The 18,390-nt window shown below is 49.4% G+C and carries 18 protein-coding genes; all 18 read left to right on the top strand.

Annotation, left to right across the window (positions count from 1 at the left end):
* Positions 1-12: 12 nt before the first annotated feature.
* Positions 13-882, top strand: a complete 870-nt coding sequence (locus SATMO3_RS23400; RefSeq protein ID WP_371372183.1) for a lysophospholipid acyltransferase family protein — start codon at positions 13-15, stop codon at positions 880-882.
* Between the two features lie 211 nt (positions 883-1,093).
* Positions 1,094-3,466 carry a hypothetical protein gene (locus SATMO3_RS23395; protein ID WP_371372181.1) on the top strand — a complete coding sequence of 791 codons (2,373 nt, stop codon included), beginning with the start codon at positions 1,094-1,096 and terminating at the stop codon, positions 3,464-3,466.
* Between the two features lie 47 nt (positions 3,467-3,513).
* Positions 3,514-4,287 carry an amino acid ABC transporter ATP-binding protein gene (locus tag SATMO3_RS23390; protein ID WP_371372179.1) on the top strand — a complete coding sequence of 258 codons (774 nt, stop codon included), beginning with the start codon at positions 3,514-3,516 and terminating at the stop codon, positions 4,285-4,287.
* A gap of 83 nt (positions 4,288-4,370) precedes the next feature.
* Complete coding sequence (gene lpxC, locus SATMO3_RS23385) at positions 4,371-5,198, top strand: UDP-3-O-acyl-N-acetylglucosamine deacetylase (RefSeq protein ID WP_371372177.1); 828 nt, start codon at positions 4,371-4,373, stop codon at positions 5,196-5,198.
* Positions 5,199-5,222: 24 nt separating this feature from the next.
* Positions 5,223-5,651, top strand: coding sequence for a 3-hydroxyacyl-ACP dehydratase FabZ (gene fabZ / locus SATMO3_RS23380; RefSeq protein ID WP_371381779.1), 429 nt, complete (start codon positions 5,223-5,225; stop codon positions 5,649-5,651).
* 192 nt (positions 5,652-5,843) lie between these two features.
* Positions 5,844-6,665 carry an acyl-ACP--UDP-N-acetylglucosamine O-acyltransferase gene (gene lpxA, locus SATMO3_RS23375; RefSeq protein WP_371372175.1) on the top strand — a complete coding sequence of 274 codons (822 nt, stop codon included), beginning with the start codon at positions 5,844-5,846 and terminating at the stop codon, positions 6,663-6,665.
* A 94-nt stretch (positions 6,666-6,759) separates the two neighbouring features.
* Positions 6,760-7,563, top strand: coding sequence for an LpxI family protein (locus tag SATMO3_RS23370; protein WP_371372173.1), 804 nt, complete (start codon positions 6,760-6,762; stop codon positions 7,561-7,563).
* Positions 7,564-7,585: 22 nt separating this feature from the next.
* The gene (lpxB, locus tag SATMO3_RS23365; protein ID WP_371372171.1) at positions 7,586-8,716 is read left to right on the top strand and encodes a lipid-A-disaccharide synthase; all 1,131 of its coding nucleotides are present in this window, start codon (positions 7,586-7,588) and stop codon (positions 8,714-8,716) included.
* A 46-nt stretch (positions 8,717-8,762) separates the two neighbouring features.
* Complete coding sequence (msbA, locus tag SATMO3_RS23360) at positions 8,763-10,487, top strand: lipid A export permease/ATP-binding protein MsbA (RefSeq protein WP_371372169.1); 1,725 nt, start codon at positions 8,763-8,765, stop codon at positions 10,485-10,487.
* A gap of 38 nt (positions 10,488-10,525) precedes the next feature.
* On the top strand, positions 10,526-11,839 hold the full coding sequence (locus SATMO3_RS23355) for a 3-deoxy-D-manno-octulosonic acid transferase (RefSeq protein WP_371372167.1): 1,314 nt from the start codon (positions 10,526-10,528) through the stop codon (positions 11,837-11,839).
* A gap of 28 nt (positions 11,840-11,867) precedes the next feature.
* Positions 11,868-13,022 carry a tetraacyldisaccharide 4'-kinase gene (lpxK, locus tag SATMO3_RS23350; protein WP_371372165.1) on the top strand — a complete coding sequence of 385 codons (1,155 nt, stop codon included), beginning with the start codon at positions 11,868-11,870 and terminating at the stop codon, positions 13,020-13,022.
* Positions 13,023-13,038: 16 nt separating this feature from the next.
* Positions 13,039-13,782, top strand: a complete 744-nt coding sequence (gene kdsB, locus SATMO3_RS23345; protein ID WP_371372163.1) for a 3-deoxy-manno-octulosonate cytidylyltransferase — start codon at positions 13,039-13,041, stop codon at positions 13,780-13,782.
* Between the two features lie 25 nt (positions 13,783-13,807).
* Positions 13,808-14,632, top strand: coding sequence for a 3-deoxy-8-phosphooctulonate synthase (gene kdsA, locus SATMO3_RS23340; RefSeq protein WP_371372161.1), 825 nt, complete (start codon positions 13,808-13,810; stop codon positions 14,630-14,632).
* A 21-nt stretch (positions 14,633-14,653) separates the two neighbouring features.
* Positions 14,654-15,628, top strand: a complete 975-nt coding sequence (locus tag SATMO3_RS23335; protein ID WP_371372160.1) for an SIS domain-containing protein — start codon at positions 14,654-14,656, stop codon at positions 15,626-15,628.
* Positions 15,628-16,173, top strand: a complete 546-nt coding sequence (locus SATMO3_RS23330) for a KdsC family phosphatase (RefSeq protein WP_371372159.1) — start codon at positions 15,628-15,630, stop codon at positions 16,171-16,173. The genes SATMO3_RS23335 and SATMO3_RS23330 overlap by 1 nt, the downstream gene beginning before the upstream one ends.
* 22 nt (positions 16,174-16,195) lie before the next feature.
* Entirely contained in the window at positions 16,196-17,083 is an 888-nt protein-coding gene (locus SATMO3_RS23325) for a lysophospholipid acyltransferase family protein (protein ID WP_371372158.1), read from the top strand.
* Positions 17,080-17,640, top strand: coding sequence for an LPS export ABC transporter periplasmic protein LptC (gene lptC, locus SATMO3_RS23320; protein ID WP_371372157.1), 561 nt, complete (start codon positions 17,080-17,082; stop codon positions 17,638-17,640). The genes SATMO3_RS23325 and lptC overlap by 4 nt, the downstream gene beginning before the upstream one ends.
* Complete coding sequence (locus SATMO3_RS23315) at positions 17,641-18,387, top strand: LptA/OstA family protein (protein WP_371372156.1); 747 nt, start codon at positions 17,641-17,643, stop codon at positions 18,385-18,387.
* Positions 18,388-18,390 lie beyond the last annotated feature (3 nt).

The raw sequence follows: 18,390 nt of genomic DNA, 5'->3' as shown, positions 1-18,390 counted from the left end.
GAGTAGAGAGTTATGCAGTACCACTTAGTTAAGTTTATCAGCAGCCTGGTTTGCCTGCTGCCGGCTAAAGTCAGGCAAGGTATCGGCCGGCTGATTGGCAGCCTGTGCTGGCCTCTGGTTTCGGCGAAAAGGCGGCGGATGGCGATAAATAACATCTGCCGGGCGCTTGGCATTGATGAGCGGCAGGCTTACGCCCTTGTCAAAGCAAGTAGCTTGCGTTTTGGGCCAATGTTTATGGAAGTACTCTTTATGCCACGCATTAATAAAGACAACATTGGACAATTTGTGAAGCTTCAAGGCCAGGAACATTTGGCAGCTGCCCTAAAAATGGGACGTGGTGCAGTTTTGGCTACTGCTCACAGTGGCAACTGGGAACTATTGGGCGCCGCGTTGGCTATGCATGGTTTTCCGCTGGTAGCTGTTGTACAGCGTCAGACTAATCCGGCCATGGATAAATTTATAAATGAGTACCGGATCCGCGCCGGCATGCATGTTACCTATAAAACCGGAGTCCGGGAGATGGTGAAGCTGCTTTGCTGCGGCAAAATAATCGGGCTTTTAATGGACCAGGATAATCATAAAGACGGAGTGTTTGTCGAGTTTTTTTCCCGGCTTGCTTCCACCCCGCAGGGTGCGGCCGCATTAGGCCGTTTAAATAATGCTCCCATTGTGCCGGCTTTTATAACGGCCAATCCGGATGGGACGCATACAGCCATTATTCATCCGCCGGTGGTTGTGGAAAAAACTGCCGACCGTGACTCCGATTTGCTTATTACCACCCAGCGTCTTACAAAAATTATTGAAGACCATGTCAGACAGTATCCGCACGAGTGGTTCTGGCTTCATAACCGCTGGAAGACACCTCCGCCTACAGTAAATTAACAAAAAAGATCGCTTCGCTTATGAAGCGATCTTTTTTGTTTTCTGTAATATTAAAATTGGTGACTGAGATAGAGAAATTCCTGTCAGATCTTATGTCAAACTATACTGTAACAAAAGAAAGTATATAAAAATACATAAAAAATGATATACTTATAGACAAGTATGTGATATACGTGCTATAATTGACTGCAGAAATGAGGTGACTGAATCGTTGCTAACAAAAAGCAAAAAGCTACTGCAGTTAATTAAAAACACGTGTAAAGATTCCATTCAACGCGATATACTGGTGCTGATTACCGTCAGCATTGTTGTAGGCTCTTTGTTGGCCACCTCAGTCTCTTTGGCCGCAAATACGTATTTTTCAAAAACACTGTCCAGTCTTGTCGGCGATTATGGGGAATATGACATACTCATTCAGGTAAGGGAAGAAAATCGCGAAGATGCTTTAGTTCAGATCGGCAAAATTGTAAATGATGTTTTTCCGGGAGGAAAAGTTAAAGAAGGTCCCACGATAACCGGAAAAACGCCGTTTTTTGTTGCACTGCCAGACCAGTATAAAACTCAAAAGGTCTATGAGGAACTGACGAAAACCTTTGGTGGAATCCCGGGCGGCGCCAATGTCGGTATTATGACCGATCCACGGCTGACTGTGCGGGGAGTCCCGGAAGGCGCGAAAAACATGTTAATGGAACAGATTGCGCAAATGGAGGGTGTACGGTTTGTCTACCGCGACGGATCGTCGGTGGGGGTGATTTTAAACTCGCTGGAAAAATCGGCAGCTGTCAATACAGCTATAAAATCGGTGCTGAAAGACTACCAGGTAATTGAAGTCAGTTTCCCGGTAGGCAGTGAGCCGGCTAACCCGATAAAGCTGGGAGATTCCATTGCCGAAGCTATGCAGCAGGACCTTCGCCTTGACTATGCCAAAAACGCATCGGTTGACGGTAAAAATGATGATATGACCTATATGGTCAGTACGATGCTCGAGCTTAAACGTTTCCTGCAGGCTTATGCGTCACAGGTAACGCTCAGTACGGCAGCCGGCACGCAGTTAGCCAAAGGGGATACTGTTCTCTTTCAGGGGACTGCGGCTCAGACGCCTTTAGCCGGCGCTCTGCCGGCTAAAGGTAATGTTGTTGTGGAAATAACGGCAACAGGCGCCAATGGTTCCATGCTTGGGCGGATAACCGAGGGAGACGCCGCCTGGCTGGCTAACCCGGGCGGCAGCGCCCAGGGCTACAAACTGGAGAAAAACGCAGTGAGCGGGCAGCAGGTAGCAGCTACGTATAAGAATCCCCGTCAGGAATTGGGCGGGGCGCTAACCGAAACAGGAAAGCTTACCGGCCAGATTCCCGGTTTTGCCCAGGATGCCAGGAGCCTTAGCGCCATTGCGCTTAGTACGCTCGATAGCTACGACAGCGGTATCAGCGCTTTCGAGCAGACCTTAGCCAGCTTACAGGCGGCAGGGGGAACTATTCAGGCGGCAACCAGCGCGCTTGCCGGTATTGATACCAGCAATATCCGCAGCCAGCTTGACAACTCGTCCCGCACGCTCGGCGGCTTATCAAACAGTTTGCAGGTTTTACGGGTGCTTAACGGTGATGTTGGCGCAACCATCAATACACTGAGCGGAGCGCAGCAGAATCTAACCAGCTTAAGTTCAAATCTGGCTCAGCTCGATAATGTGGGGGCCAATGCCCGGCGGGCAAAATCCGCCATTGACAATATTACGGCTAATGGCCGGCATACTCTCGGGACATTGCGGGCCTTTGACGCTGCCGGGGCTAAAAGTACGCTCACCAGTACCAATACCCGTTTAGGGGCACTGCAAGAGATTAATGTGCCGGTGCTTACCGCGCAGATTCAATATCTGGCAGGTGCGGTGCCTAATCTTAAGGATGAGGAAATTAACCATTCTATTAATGTGCTGGATAAATTCATTGCCGGACAGGTAATACCCGGTGCGCGCATTCAGATACTGACTACCAGCAGCATTGATATCAGTGCGGTTGCCCCTGTTGTCCAAAAGCAGGCCGGTCATAACAATATGTCGCTTTACTCTACTGCGCTGGGGGTAATTGAACCTGACCCGCGCGGCGAATTGTACCAGGTACTGACAGAAGTTAAGAGCATATTGGCCGGGATGACGGCGATTATAGTTACTATTCTATTACTGGGACTTGATCACACGGCGGTTATGACAGTAATTCGCCGGCAGCGCTTAAGTGGAAAAGTAGCTGTTACCGGCTGGCGCCGGGTAATGGACAGGCTGACAGTCTCCTTCCGGGCGCCGGAGAGACTTTATGGCATGGGGGTCGGCGCCGTGATGCTGACAGCTATGTTTCTTTTGTCGCATGGCGGTATTCCGTATCTGCCCTGGGTAGGCGTACCTCTCATCGGCGCTGTGTTTGGTCTGTTGGTCGCCTGTTACACCGAGAAGATCAGCCCGATTGCCGCTGAGGAAGTCATGGCCGGCGAAGCACTGGGCCTGTCTGTTGACGAAATTATGCGGGAAATTGTTATTCCCAGCGGACGGCCGGGCCTAATGCAGAAACTGAACCAGCGTAAAGTGAAATTTAAATAGGGACGCGATGCGCCCGATTACTTGAAATAGCAGGGAGGTGAGCTGCAGTGCTTAAAATCCAAAACCTAACAAAGCAATTCGGCAGTCTTGTTGCGGTTAATAACCTGAACCTGTCTGTAGCAAAAGGCGAGACCGTTGTCATCATGGGGCCGTCGGGCTGTGGCAAATCCACCACCATTCGCATGATTAACAGGCTGATTGAGCCTGATAGGGGTTCCGTTTTTGTTGATGGTGTGGATATTACCGGACTGGATGCGAATACTTTAAGAAATATGCGAAAACGTATTGGCTATGTATTCCAGCATTTCAATCTGATTAACCGTCTCAGCGCTATAGAAAATGTCATGCTGGGGCTCGTTATGGGCGGCCAGTCCAAAGAGGCGGCTTATGATAAAGCGCTTGCCGCTCTCGCTAAAGTCGGCATGGAGCAGTTCAAAGAGCACAAACCGGGCCAATTGTCCGGGGGCCAGCAGCAGCGGGTGGGGATAGCCCGGGCGCTGGCTTTCGAGCCTGAACTCATGCTGTGGGATGAGCCTACTGCTTCACTTGACCCCATGCTGGTGCGGGAAGTGCTGGTTGTCATGGAAGAACTGGCTAAATACCGTGCCGCCACCATGCTGGTAGTTACCCATGAAATTGCGTTCGCTCTCCATGTAGCCGACCGCATTGTTTTAATGGAAGAAGGCGGCATTGTTGAGTCAGGCATCCCCAGTCAGGTTTTTGTAAATCCGGTTTCTTCTGTTGGCTGCCAGTATAAAGAACTTATCGAATATCAGCTGAATACCAGCGCCCGTACACTGGCAGGCCAGCATGTAGCATAAATGTCTCCTACTAATCAATACTTGCGTAATTAAACAAATTCCTGTAGAATAAATTGGTATTAGACAATTCAGGAGGAACCTTAATGGAACGCCAAACAACAGTTGCGTCTCGCGTAACTTATACCGGCATTGGTCTGCACTCCGGGCGGGACGTGACAGTTGCCCTTAATCCGGCGCCGGCAGGCAGCGGTATTGTATTTATGCGCACCGATCTGCCCGGTTCGCCGCAAGTGTCGGCTTATGCCGGTAATGTAACCAATACCATGAGGGCAACTACATTGGAGCAAGGTGAGGCCAAAGTTTTTACAGTGGAACATCTTTTGGCCGCATTGCATGCTCTGGGTGTCGATAATTGCCTTATTGAAATTTCATCTGTTGAACCGCCGGTTGGAGATGGCAGCTCACTGCCCTTTACGACGCTGATTGAAGCGGCAGGCGTCAGGCAACTGACCGAACTGCGCCGTTCGCCGGTAGTTGTTAAGGAAACCCTGACGGTGCGTTATCCGGATAAATTTATTACCATTTTACCTTATGACGGATTTCGCATTACCTTTACTTCCATTAACCCGCATCCGCTATTAGGCGTTCAGTTTGGCGACTATGAAATAACTCCTGATGTGTTTGCCCGGGAACTGGCTCCGGCCCGTACTATCGGCTTTATGCACGAAGTCGAGGCCCTTAAGGCACAGGGGCTGGCCTTGGGAGGGAGCCTGGATAATGCAGTTGTATATGATGATGATAAATGCTTAACGCCGCTTAGGTTCCCTGACGAACTTGTTCGGCATAAAATTTTGGATGTAATCGGCGACCTGGCACTTGCTGGCCGCATCCGCGGTCATGTTATTGCCGTAAAATCAAGCCATGCGCTGAATACTGCGCTGGCAAAAGAAATTGTAAAAGCAAGTATGTGATTTATGAGGAGGCGTTTCCCAGTGATTTTATCCGCTACCGAAATTCAAGAAATAATTCCGCACCGTTACCCTATGCTGTTAATTGACCGTATTATTGAACTTGAACCTATGAAGCGGGCGGTAGGTATAAAAAATGTAACAATTAACGAACACTTCTTTTTGGGACATTTTCCCGAGAAACCGGTTATGCCGGGAGTCATTATTCTCGAAGCAATGGCCCAGGTTGGCGGCGTTGCTATGCTGTATCCGGAAGAGTACCGGGGGAAATTAGCCTTTTTTGCCGGCATGGACAGGGTCAAATTCAGAAAACCGGTTACTCCCGGCGATCAGCTCTATATGGTGGCTGAAATTATTAAGCTGCGCGGAATGGTAGGAAAAGTATGGGCGGAAGCCTTTGTTGAGGGGCAGATTGTGGCCGAAGCCGAGTTCCTGTTTGCGCTTACTTCACGATAATAATTGAAAAACAGATATAACCACTGAAAAGTGGCTGATAATTTGCAAATATATGTGTTCACCGGATATTTAGGCTAATTTTGCCTAAATTCCGTGCGCCATTTTTAGACTACCCAGTCGGATTATATTTAGCAAGAAACGACACATGATACCTGCTTACAAGTTCTAATTTAGTGGGGAGTTGATTAAACTATGAAACCGGAAACGGTTGTAATACCATTACGCAAAATACACGAAACTGCAGTTGTGCATCCCAATGCCCGCATCGGCAAAGATGTGGAAATTGGACCATATGCTGTCATTGGCGAAAATGTTCTCATCGGGGATGGAACTCAGATCGGGGCACACGTAGTTATCGACGGTTGGACCAGCATTGGCAAAAATTGTGTGATTTATCCCAGTGTGTCAATCGGTACCGAACCGCAGGATTTGAAATTCCGTGGTGAGAAAAGCTATGTTTTTATAGGTGATAGTACTAAAATTCGTGAATTTACAACAATTAACCGTGCTACCGGTGAAGGCGAAGAAACCCGGGTCGGCAGTAATTGTCTTCTCCAGGCATACACGCATGTGGCGCATAATTGTGTTGTCGGCAATCATGTCATTATGTCAAATGCTGCAACGCTGGCCGGGCATGTGGTTGTGGAAGACCGGGCGGTTATTGGCGGTTTGTCCGGTGTGCACCAATTTGTGAAAATTGGCCGCAATGCCATGATTGGCGGCGCTTCGAAGGTGGTTCAGGATGTTCCGCCGTTCGTTATTGTTGACGGCCATCCGGCTAAGGTTTGCGGCCTCAATAATGTAGGTCTGTCCCGTGCCGGCATGAGTGAAGGCACTCGCCGCAACCTCAAAAAAGCCTACCGGATTTTGTACCGTTCCGGCTTAACCTTAGCGCAGGCGATTGCCGTCATGGAACAGGAACTGGATTCCTGTGAGGAAATTGAGCACATGATGCGGTTTCTCCGCAATGCTGAGCGCGGAATTTGCCGTGGACGCAAGGATATTGACGAATAACGTATAGCCTGGCTTTGCCCGGCAAAACCTACAATATATTATCTTGTGCTTGACGCGGCCAGGCCGCGTCAAGCTACATAAGGTGGGAACCAGTATGAATACAATCGGACTTATTGCCGGTATTGGCCGGTTGCCAGTCGAATTTGCCCGTGCCGCCTGCGGCATGGGCTTTGCCGTGATAGCTATCGGTGTTGCGCCGGGTGTGGACGAGGAATTGAGCCGGACGGCGAATAAATATCATGCTGTCGGCTTAGGTGAACTTGATAAGCTTATTGCAATCCTCAAGCAGGAAAGCGTGCAGAAAGTTACAATGCTCGGTAAGGTCACCAAGGAACATTTGTTTAGCGGGGCGGCCCGGCCTGATGCGCGCATGCAGCGGCTGTTAGCCGGTTTGCCGGACTTAAATGACGATACTGTCATGCTGGCTTTAGTACGTGAATTTGCCGGCGAAGGTATCGGGGTTCTGGATCAGACCGAGTTTATCCGTCAACTGCTGCCGGCGGCGGGAGTGCTTACCGAACGTCAGCCGTCAGAAGAAGAAGTGGCCGACATGAAATTTGGCCTGGATATGGCGCGGAAAATAGGCGGGCTGGATATTGGACAAACTGTGGTTGTGAAACAAAAAGCCGTTATGGCAGTTGAGGCTATCGAAGGAACCGATGCCTGCATCCGGCGCGGTGGCCAGCTGGGCCGAGGCAAGGTCATTGTTGCCAAAGCCGCCAAGCCTAATCAGGATGTGCGGTTTGATGTGCCAAGTGTGGGGCCTGACACCCTAAAAGCAATGATCGAAGCCAATGCGGCTGCACTGGTGATAGAAGCCGGCAAGACCTTGCTGGTGGACAGGCAAAAGGTAATCGAACTGGCCGACAGTCATGAGATATGTATTACTGTAATGTAATCTGAGACTTCCGGAGGATACTATGAAAATTATGCTCTCAGTCGGCGAAGCATCTGGTGATTTGCACGGCGCCAGCGTAGCCAACGCACTGAAACTTTTGCAGCCGGATATCGAACTTTTTGGGATGGGTGGCCAGGCCATGCGCTCTGCCGGTGTGAATATCGTATATGACATAGCCGGTTTGGGTGTAATTGGCTTTGTGGAAGTAATCAAGAACCTCGGTAAATTATTCGAACTGAGAGATAATCTGGCTGCGCTAATGGATCAGGAACGTCCTGATGTCCTTGTGATTATCGACTATCCGGAGTTCAACATACGTCTGGCTAAGATTGCCAAGGCTAAAGGCATCCCGGTAGTGTCTTATATTAGTCCCTCCGCTTGGGCCTGGCGACGCGGACGGGCCAAAGAAGTGGCCGAAACGGTGAACCGGATTGCGGCTATTTTCCCCTTTGAAGCCGAAGTCTATCAGGCTGCGGGCGCCAATGTAACCTTTGTCGGCCATCCGCTGGTCGACATTGTGAAGCCTGACATGGCCAAAGAAGCGGCTTATCGGTATTTTGGTGCCAGGCCGGACAAGCCGGTAGTGCTCTTAATGCCAGGCAGCCGCCAGCAGGAAATCAGCACGCTGCTGCCAGACATGCTGGCAGCTTGCCAGTTGATTGACAAAGAGGTACCTGGATGTCAATTTTTCTTACCGGTTGCTTCGACAATTTCCCGGGAAATGTTACAAAGTATTATCGCTGGCTATACTATAGAGGTTACGTTGACAGCAGAACATACCTATGACTTAATGGGGATAGCCAATGCCGTCATTGCCGCTTCCGGTACAGCGACACTGGAAACTTCCCTCATGGGGGCGCCTACTGTTATCATTTACAGGGTAAATACTCTAACATATTTTCTCGGAAAACTCCTGGTGAAAATACCGGACATCGGCTTGCCTAACATTGTGGCTGGCCGGCGGATTTTGCCGGAGTTGATTCAGGATGCAGCCAGCCCTGAAGCAATTGCAGCGGAAACAATTACATTGCTTACCGATATGCCGGTTCGGGAAAAGGTGCTTGCAGACTTAGCCGAAATAAAGGAAAAACTGGGGCAAACCGGTGCGGTGAAAAGGGTTGCGGAAGTTATTCTGGAAGTAGCCCGTGGATAACCTTAAAGGAAAAAGCAACTTTCTTAACAATACGTGAGGTACTTTAATGAAACTCTACTTGCGTTTATTAAACTATATAAAGCCGTATCTGCCCCGGTTTATTCTGGCAGTAGTTTGTATTGTGGTAGCGACTGCAGGTAATCTGTTCATTCCCTGGATTATACAGAATGTAATTGATGATGTTCTGGCTGCCAAAGATATGCAGATGCTCAATCTGATTGCTGTTGGCATTGTCGTCGTATTTTTGTTGCGCGGCATTTTCTTTTTTGGCCAGACTTATTTGATGTCCTATATTGGCCAAAAAGTAGTCATTGACATTCGCGAGGCAGTATACCGCCATTTGCAGCGTTTATCCCTTTCCTATTATGAGAAACGTCAGACAGGCAGTATCATGAGTTACGTTACTAATGATGTAGGCGTCCTGCAGAATGCGCTTGTGGAAAGTATTATTGAGCTGGTTACCGAATCTGCGGTACTCATCGGCTCGATGGCTGCCATGTTCTATATCCACTGGAAGCTTTCCCTGCTGACATTCATTACCTTGCCGCTGGTTGCTCAGGCTATCAGCATATTTGGCAAGCGGCTACGAAATGCCAGCCGCATTACCCAGGAACGGGCCGCCGACATTACGTCAGTATTGCAGGAAACTATCTCGGCCGTAAGGGTTATCAAGTCCTTTGTGCGGGAAGATTATGAAATAGGCCGTTTTAATAAAGAAAACTACTATAATTTCCGGGCCCAGATGAAGACAGCGCAACTGACTGCTACGTTAACGCCTATTATCGAATTTTTGGGAGCTATTGGCGTTACCATCATCATTTGGTATGGTGGACGCGAAGTTATCAACGGCGACCTGACCGCCGGGGCGTTGATCGCCTTTTTGATTTATGTTGTAAATATTACCAATCCGATTAAACGGCTTAGCCGTGTCTATGCCAATATTCAAAGGGCGCTGGCGGCTGCACAGCGGGTTTTCGATGTTCTGGATACTGAACCGGAAATTCAAGATCTGCCCGACGCCGTTGATTTACCGGCGATTACCGGACGTTTAACCTTCGAACAGGTGGATTTTTCTTATAAGCCTGGCGAACTGGCGCTTAAAGAGTTGTCGCTGGTGGCTGAACCCGGGCAAATGCTTGCCATTGTCGGCCCCAGTGGAGCCGGCAAGACAACGATTGCCAATCTGATTCCCCGGTTTTATGATCCGCTGCAGGGCCGCATTACGATTGACGGCTATGATGTTAAAACTGTTACATTAAAATCGTTGCGTGAGCAAATTGGTATTGTGCCGCAGGAAACCGTTCTTTTCAACGGCACGGTCTATGAAAATATACTATACGGTAACCTGGATGCTACAGAACAAGAGATCATTGTCGCCGCCAAGGCTGCCAATGCGCATGAGTTTATCCAGGCCATGCCGGAAGGCTACGCTACACAAATCGGTGAACGCGGCTCCAAACTGTCAGGCGGCCAAAGGCAACGTATTGCTATTGCCAGAGCCATTTTAAAAGATCCGCGTGTGCTTATTTTAGATGAGGCTACCTCTGCCCTGGATACCGAGAGTGAGAAGTTGGTGCAAGAAGCACTTGACAAGCTTATGGTCGGCCGTACATCCTTTGTGATTGCCCACCGCCTGTCAACCGTGCAGCGGGCCGATCTCATTATTGTAATGGAGAAGGGGCGCATTGTCGAACAGGGTACTCACCACGAACTAATAGCCGCCCGCGGCCTGTACAGTAAGCTGTACCAGGTTCAGTTTGCGGACAAGTAAGCATATACTTGTTGGAATTTCAATAAAGAGGTAGCGATATGTATCTTATTTACAACATCCTGGCCGTGCTGCTCGTCATTCTGGCCTTGCCGGTATTTGCGGTCCGCATGATCCGGGAAGAAGGTTTTACCGAACGGTTGAAGCAAAGCCTTGGCTGGCTGCCGTCGGCGACAGTTGACAGACTGTCCGGCAAGGCGCCAATCTGGCTGCATGCGGCCTCGGTTGGTGAGATTGTTGCTGCGAGCCCGATCGTCAGAGAAATACGGCGTGAGCTTCCCGGAATACCCATCATGGTGTCGGCTGTGACCGCGACCGGGTATGATATGGCTAAACGTATTATTCCGGAGGCTGATGGTGTGATTTTCTTTCCTCTGGACCTGCCGTTTCTCAGCCGGGCTGTGATTACCAAAATACGCCCAAGAATATTTTTGCTTGTTGAAACAGAGTTATGGCCGAATTTCTTAAAGGCTGCCAAAACCTTGAGAATTCCGGTTATGATGGTAAACGGGAGAATCAGTGAAAAGAGTCTTGGCCGTTATTCCTATTTCAGGACAGTACTCAAAGATATGCTTGCTACCATTGTGAAATTTTGTATGCAATCTTCGATCGATGCCCAATATATTATCCAGCTTGGGGCCGATACAGACAAGGTGTTCGTGACCGGCAACACAAAGTTTGATCAGAGTTATACCGAACTGACCACAGACCAGAAACGGTTACTGTCCCGGGAGCTAAAATTACGTGATTCCGGCCGCGTTATTGTTGCCGGCAGTACGCATAAAGGCGAAGAAGAGCTATTGTTTAACGCTTTTCGCCAGATAACTGGTGAATGTCCCAACACTCAACTTATTATTGCTCCCCGCGATATTCTGCGGGCCGATGAATTGGTCGAACTCGCAGCAAAATGCCGGTTTACGGCTGTTCGCCGGACTAAGCTGTTGTCGCAGCAATCTCCCCAGCAGCCGGACATGATTATTGTGGATACAATTGGTGAACTAGGCAAGATTTATGGCATGGCCGATATTGTCTATGTCGGGGGCAGTCTTGTGCCTCATGGCGGACATAATATTTTGGAACCTGCCGCCCATGGAAAACCTATTTTGGTCGGACCGCATATGTTTAATTTTAAAGATACCTACGCCATGCTGAGCGAACGGCAGGCCTGCATTACTGTGAGCGATAGCGCCGATTTGGCGCAGACGCTCTTAAACCTGCTAAATAATCCGGAACTGCTTAATAAAATGGGGCAAGAGGCCCTGCTGATAATCAATGAAAATCAGGGCGCGTCCCATAAAAGCGCCCTGTATGTCAAAGAAGTATTACAGAGTTATGTACCGGTTCAAAATCACTAAAAGATCAAGGCGAAAAGGCGGAAACCGTATGATGCGACAGCGTGAAGCGCTACAAGTATATCTATATAAATTAGTACACGGCGAAAAGCATGGTCTTCTGGCATCCGTGCTGCTGGTTGTACTCCGCGCTATGTCCTTTGTCTACGGACTTGGAGTCACTATTAAACTCGGGATGTATCGCCTGGGTATTTTGGAATCCCATAAACTACCCTGTAAAGTCATTAGTCTGGGTAATATCACAGTGGGGGGGACCGGCAAGACGCCGACTGCCCAGCGCTTGGCCGCTATTATCCGGGACATGGGTTACCGGGTCGTTATCCTAAACAGAGGTTACCGTGCCGATTGGAAGGGCGAGGTAGGCTTGGTTTCCGACGGGCGTAAAATATATATGACCGTGAACGAAGCCGGCGATGAAGCCTACCTGCTGGCCAAAAGTCTGCCCGGGGTACCGGTAATCATCGGCCGTAACCGTTATATCACCGGTAGTTATGCCGTCGATAAACTCCGGGCGGAAGTGATTATTCTGGACGATGCTTTCCAGCACTGGCAGCTTAAACGTGATCTTGATATTGTCCTCATTGATGCGCTCAATGTTTTCGGCAACAACTTTTTATTGCCGCGCGGCACTTTGCGCGAGCCGCTTAATAATTTGAACAGGGCTAACGCGTTTTTGTTAACAAAAGTGGATCAGGCCACCGGCAATGCCAGGGAGACTATCCGGGATACTCTGGCAAAATATAACAATCAGGCGCTTGTTGTGGAAAGCACGCATACGCCGCGCTGTTTCATTGAGATCGAAGAGTGGTATAAAGGTGTCCGGCCGGATACTGTTCCGCTGGACGCTATCAAAGACCGCTCTGTTTTGCCGTTCTCGGCTATTGGCAATCCATCCTCTTTTGAAAAAACGATTACTGATTTAGGCGGCAAGGTGGTTGAGGCCGTGCGGTATCCTGATCATCACGACTATACCATGGCCGAGATGCAGGAAATTATGCAGAAAGCCGTTGATAATAACGTATGTGCGCTGATTACGACCGATAAAGATGCTGTAAAAATACCGTCAGAATTCATTCATTCCGAACGGCCTTTGCCGGTTTATGTTTTATCAATTGAAGTTTGGTTTCATGACGGTTATGAGGAACTAATGGATATGATAAAAGAAGTAACTGGGGCGTGTTCCTAATATGGGGGTATTTGAAATGAATATTTTGTGTGTAATTCCTGCCCGCTACTCCTCAACACGGTTGCCGGGTAAGCCGTTGGCAATGATTGACGGCAAGCCCATGATTCAGCATGTATATGAACGGGCCAGGCAGGCGAACCGTCCTGGTGCGGTGCTGGTGGCTACCGACCATGAACTGGTTCACAGCGCTGTTGTCGATTTTGGCGGTGAAGTAATCATGACATCGCCCGATCATCCGACCGGCACCGACCGACTGGCCGAGGTTGCCAGGCAATATCCTGAAGCGGATATCATTATTAATGTTCAGGGGGATGAGCCGCTCATCGCGCCTGAAGTCATTGATCTTTTGGCCGGGGCTTTTGACGGTAAGCCTGAACTGCAAATGGCCACGTTGATGACAGAAATGGATAAAAGTGAATACAATCTGGCGAGTGCTGTCAAAGTGATCACAAATCTGGATGGTTATGCGCTATATTTTTCCCGGTCGCTGATCCCCTTTCCCCGTAATAGCAAGTTGCCGGGAGGTCCGTTACCGGTCTATAAGCATATCGGCATTTATGCATACCGGCGTGATTTTTTACTTAAGTATGCTGTTTTGCCGCCGACACCCCTGGAGTTAACGGAATCTCTGGAACAGCTAAGAGCCCTGGAGCATGGGTATAAGATCAAAGTACTAAAAACCGATTTCAAATCTATCGGGGTAGATACACCGGAAGAACTGGAAAGAGTCAACGAATATTTCAAAAAGATGAAAAAATAAAAATATAAATCAGGAGGTTGATCCTATGCATACAGTCCAAATTCAAAACATTACCGTAGGTGCTGAGCACCCCATCGTCCTGATTGCCGGACCTTGCGTTATTGAAGAACCGGAACGTACTCTCAAAATTGGCCGGGCTGTCAAAGAGATCGCCGACCGGCTAAACATTCCCTATATTTTCAAAGCCTCATATGATAAGGCCAACCGTTCCTCCTACAATTCTTTCCGGGGGCCCGGCCTTAAGGAAGGGCTGAGTATTCTGGCACACATCAAGAAAGAACTGGGAGTGCCGGTAATCAGCGACATTCATTGTGTGACTCAGATTGATGCGGCCGCCGAAGTGCTTGACGTGTTGCAGATACCTGCCTTTTTATGCCGGCAGACTGACCTTGTGTATCAGGCAGCGCGAACCGGTAAGGCAATCAATGTAAAAAAAGGTCAGTTTCTGGCGCCGTTGGATATGAAAAATGTCATTGCCAAAATTGAGGAAGCCGGCAATCATAACATTTTACTGACCGAGCGTGGCGCAACTTTCGGCTATAACAACCTGGTGGTAGATTTTAGAGCGTTGCCTATTATGCGCTCACTGGGTTATCCGGTTGTATTTGATGCAACCCATAGTGTTCAGTTGCCCGGCGGAGCCGGAACAAGCTCGGGCGGGCAGCGTGAATTTGTGCCTTATCTGACCAGATCGGCGGTGGCTGCCGGCGTCGACATGCTGTTCATGGAAGTTCACGATAATCCGCCGGAAGGCAAGTCTGATGCCTGCAATATGCTGTATGTAGATAAACTAGAAGAGCTTTTAAAAGACGTTCTGGCAATCGACAGTGTTGTCCGGAAATATAAATAGAACCTTCAAGGAGGTATTCTAATGACTATTGAGCATGCTCGCGCCTGTCTGGAACTGGAGGCTGACGCCATCCGGGCGTTAATTCCCCGGATTAATGATCAGTTCGCGGTTGCTATGCAGATGATTTTGAAATGCTCGGGCCGGGTCATTGTTACCGGTATGGGCAAATCGGGCCTTATTGGCAAAAAAATAGCCGCAACCCTGGCCAGCACCGGTACGCCGGCCTTTTTTCTTCATCCGGCAGAGGGTATCCATGGGGATTTGGGTATGGTTACGGCCAGTGATATTGTTCTGGCAATTTCCAATAGCGGTGAAACAAACGAAGTGATTAGTCTTTTGCCGACACTAAAGCGTATCGGCTGTTCCATCATAGCTATGACCGGGCGTGGCCAGTCCACTCTGGCGAAAAATGCGGACGCCTATATCGACGTTGGCGTGGAAAAAGAAGCCTGCCCGCTCGGGCTAGCGCCAACTGCCAGCACCACAGCCACGCTGGCGATGGGGGATGCCCTGGCCGTTGCCTTACTGTCGGCGCGTAACTTTACCCCGGAAGAATTTGCTTTATACCATCCGGGTGGTTCTCTCGGTCGCAAATTGCTGCTTACCGTGGAGAATGTAATGCACGGAGCCGGTGATATGCCGGTGGTTACCCCGGACAAAACGGTAAAAGAGGCATTATTTACCATTACTGCACAGGGGCTGGGGGCGGTACTCGTTGTTGAGACGCTGGAGAGCATGTTGCTGGTGGGACTCTTGACTGACGGCGATATTCGCCGCAGTCTGGAAAAAGGCCATGATTTCCTCGACAAACCTGTCGCCCTGCTGATGACAAGTAACCCGCGCACCGTTACCAAAGACAAGCTGGCCGCGCATGCGTTAAGCATAATGGAGAAAAATAAACCCCGTCCGATAACTCTGCTGCCAGTAGTTGACAGCAATTTTCGGGCAATTGGTATCATTCACCTTACTGACTTATTGCGTCAAGGAGTGGTATAATGTATAGTGACTCTTGCGCGAAAAAAGTCAAAATGATCATTCTGGATGTCGACGGCGTTCTGACTGCCGGTCATATTATCTTCAGCCAGGAAGGCGAGGCCCTGAAAGCATTTCATTGTCAGGACGGTATGGGAATTTCCCTTGCCCATAAGGCCGGGCTAAAAACAGCTATCATTACCGGGCGCGAGAGTGAGATTGTGCGTCGCCGTGGCGCCGAACTTAAAATAGGCGATGTGTATCAAGGGGCTGTGGATAAAGTCACCGCCTTATATGAACTCATGGAAAAGCATTCACTCACGTTAGACCAGTTGGCCTATGTCGGCGATGATATCAACGATCTGCCCGTTCTGGTACAGGTTGGCTTGCCTTGCGCAGTTGCCAATGCCGTGCCTGAGGTGAAGGCGGTGGCCAAATATATTGCCGCCCGCCAGGGCGGGGATGGCGGAGTCAGGGATATTGTTGAATATATCTTGAAAACGCAAGGTGCATGGGATAGAATTATTGCCGAGTATATAAGTTCGAAGCGATTTATAGTCAAGCAGTAACCTGCCGGGAAGGAACAGACCTATGGCGAATAAGTGGCAATGGCAATATCATATGTGGAAACTGGCCGGCCGCTTCGTGTGCCTGCTGCCGCATTCAATAATACTTTCCGCCGGCGGAATGCTGGGCCGCCTGTATTACCGGGTAGCCGTCAAGCAGCGCCGGCGTGCTCTCGAACAAATTCAGGAACGCCTGGACCTGTCTCTGGCTGAGGCGGAAAAAATCATCCGAAAATCTTTTATTAAGCTGGGGCAGACTTTTCTCGAAGTTCTGCAAATGCCGGCCTTGAACAAAGAAAACATTAAACAGTATATCACTCTGGAAAATCGTCACTATCTTGCCGATGCCCTGGCTGAGCAAAAAGGAGTTGTTTTTTTGACAGGTCATCTTGGCAACTGGGAATGGTTTGGCGCGGCGCTGGCTCTTGACGGTTTTCCGGTGGCTGATATTGTAAAGCGTCAGCCCAATGACCAGCATACCCGCATATTGAATGAGCAGCGGCAGCTGTTTGGCATTGAAATATTTGCCAGCGGTACCAATGAAATATTCGGAGCCGCCAAGGCCTTAAAAAAAGGAAAAATGCTGGCTTTCTTTGCGGATCAGGATGCAGGGTATGATGGCGTATTTGTCGATTTTTTGGGCAAGCCTGCGGCGACACCTTTGGGCCCGGCTATGTTTGCCCGTAAATTTAAATCACCGGTTGTACCGGGGTTTATTGGCCGCAAGCCGGATGGCACCCATCGTATTATTTTACAGCCGCCTATTTACTATGAAGATACCGGCGACCCGGATGCCGATTTGTATAAATTAACTGAACGCATGACCAAGATTATTGAAACTGCAGTCAGGGAATATCCTGATGAATGGGTGTGGTTTAAAAAGCGCTGGAATACGGAGGTGAAGTCTTCTTGACAAAAAATAAAAATATCGGGCTTGCCTTGGCAGTCTTAATTGTGGCGGGAGGACTTTACTACCTGCTGTGGGGGGCAGCTTCCCGGGATTCGGCTGAAAACCCAGAGGCTGTTCCGACCCAGGTTAATACCCGGATTACCTTTGCCGGCAGTTCGATTGTTGAGGAAAAGGACGGGAAAAAACTGTGGGAATTGAAAGCAGATACCATTGAGACGGATATTGACGGAAAAACAGCGTACCTTAAGAACCTGCAAGGTACACTTTACCAGGATAAAGGCGGTAAGGTTGACCTTCTAGCCCTGCAAGCCCAGGTGGATATGAAGACGCATGACATTACCATGCAAGGGGATGTCAAGGCTACTTCCAGTGATGGCGCCGTATTTACGGCTCCTGAGGCCCGCTGGGAGGGAGTCCCGAAAAGTTTCAGCGGGACAGGGGGCGTTACTTTGACCCGCAACAATACTGTTATTACCGGCGATACAATTAAAACAGATGAGAAGCTGGAAAAGGTCAGAGTTTCCGGTAATGCCAGGGTAATTACGGGAGGGGAAAAATAAATGAGAAAGAATACTATTATGCGGGGTGCATTAGCCGCAATGATTGCCGCCATACTTGCGGGAACCAGCGGCCTGGTTTCTCTGGCTGCGCCGCAGTCGGCCGGCAAAACCCCTGTTGAAATTGTAGCTGATTCGATTGACTATGATGCCGCTACCGGCATCATGAACGCCAACGGAACAGTCCGTATTACCCAGGGGGAGGCCGTTATGACTGGCGCAAGGGCCCAGTATGATACCAAAAAGCAGGAAGGGCACCTTACCGGCGGGGTAAATGCGGTGAATCAGGATACCACTTTGAATGCCGCCGAAATACAGACTTACAACAACAACACCCACCTTATCGCCGTTGGGGATGCCATACTGACAAAAGGTGACAAGCGTCTTAGCGGGCCTACGGTAGAATATTTTGCTGACAAGCAATATGCGCTGGTACCGGAACGCGGCAAAATCGAAATGCCGGACGGTACTATGACAGCCGATAAGATTGAAGCCTTTATCCAGGAAAATCGCGCTGTCGGCACAGGTTCGGTTCATATTGTAAGTGAAGCGCGTAAGCTGGATGCCACTTCAAATACAGCCACCTACTATGGTGAGCCCAAAGGTCAGAGCAAGGTCATTTTAAGCGGCAATGCGTATGCAGTGCAGGATGGCAACATTCTGACAGGAGATACACTAACCCTCAGATTGGATGAAAAAGCTATGGACGCCCAGGGAGGACGGACAAGACTGGTCATTACTCCGCAATAAACT

The sequence above is a fragment of the Sporomusa aerivorans genome (genome assembly GCF_041428895.1).
GTDB classification, from domain to species: domain Bacteria; phylum Bacillota; class Negativicutes; order Sporomusales; family Sporomusaceae; genus Sporomusa; species Sporomusa aerivorans.
The sequence above is the reverse complement of the archived record's forward strand: the minus strand, read 5'-3'. Positions and strand labels throughout refer to the sequence as shown.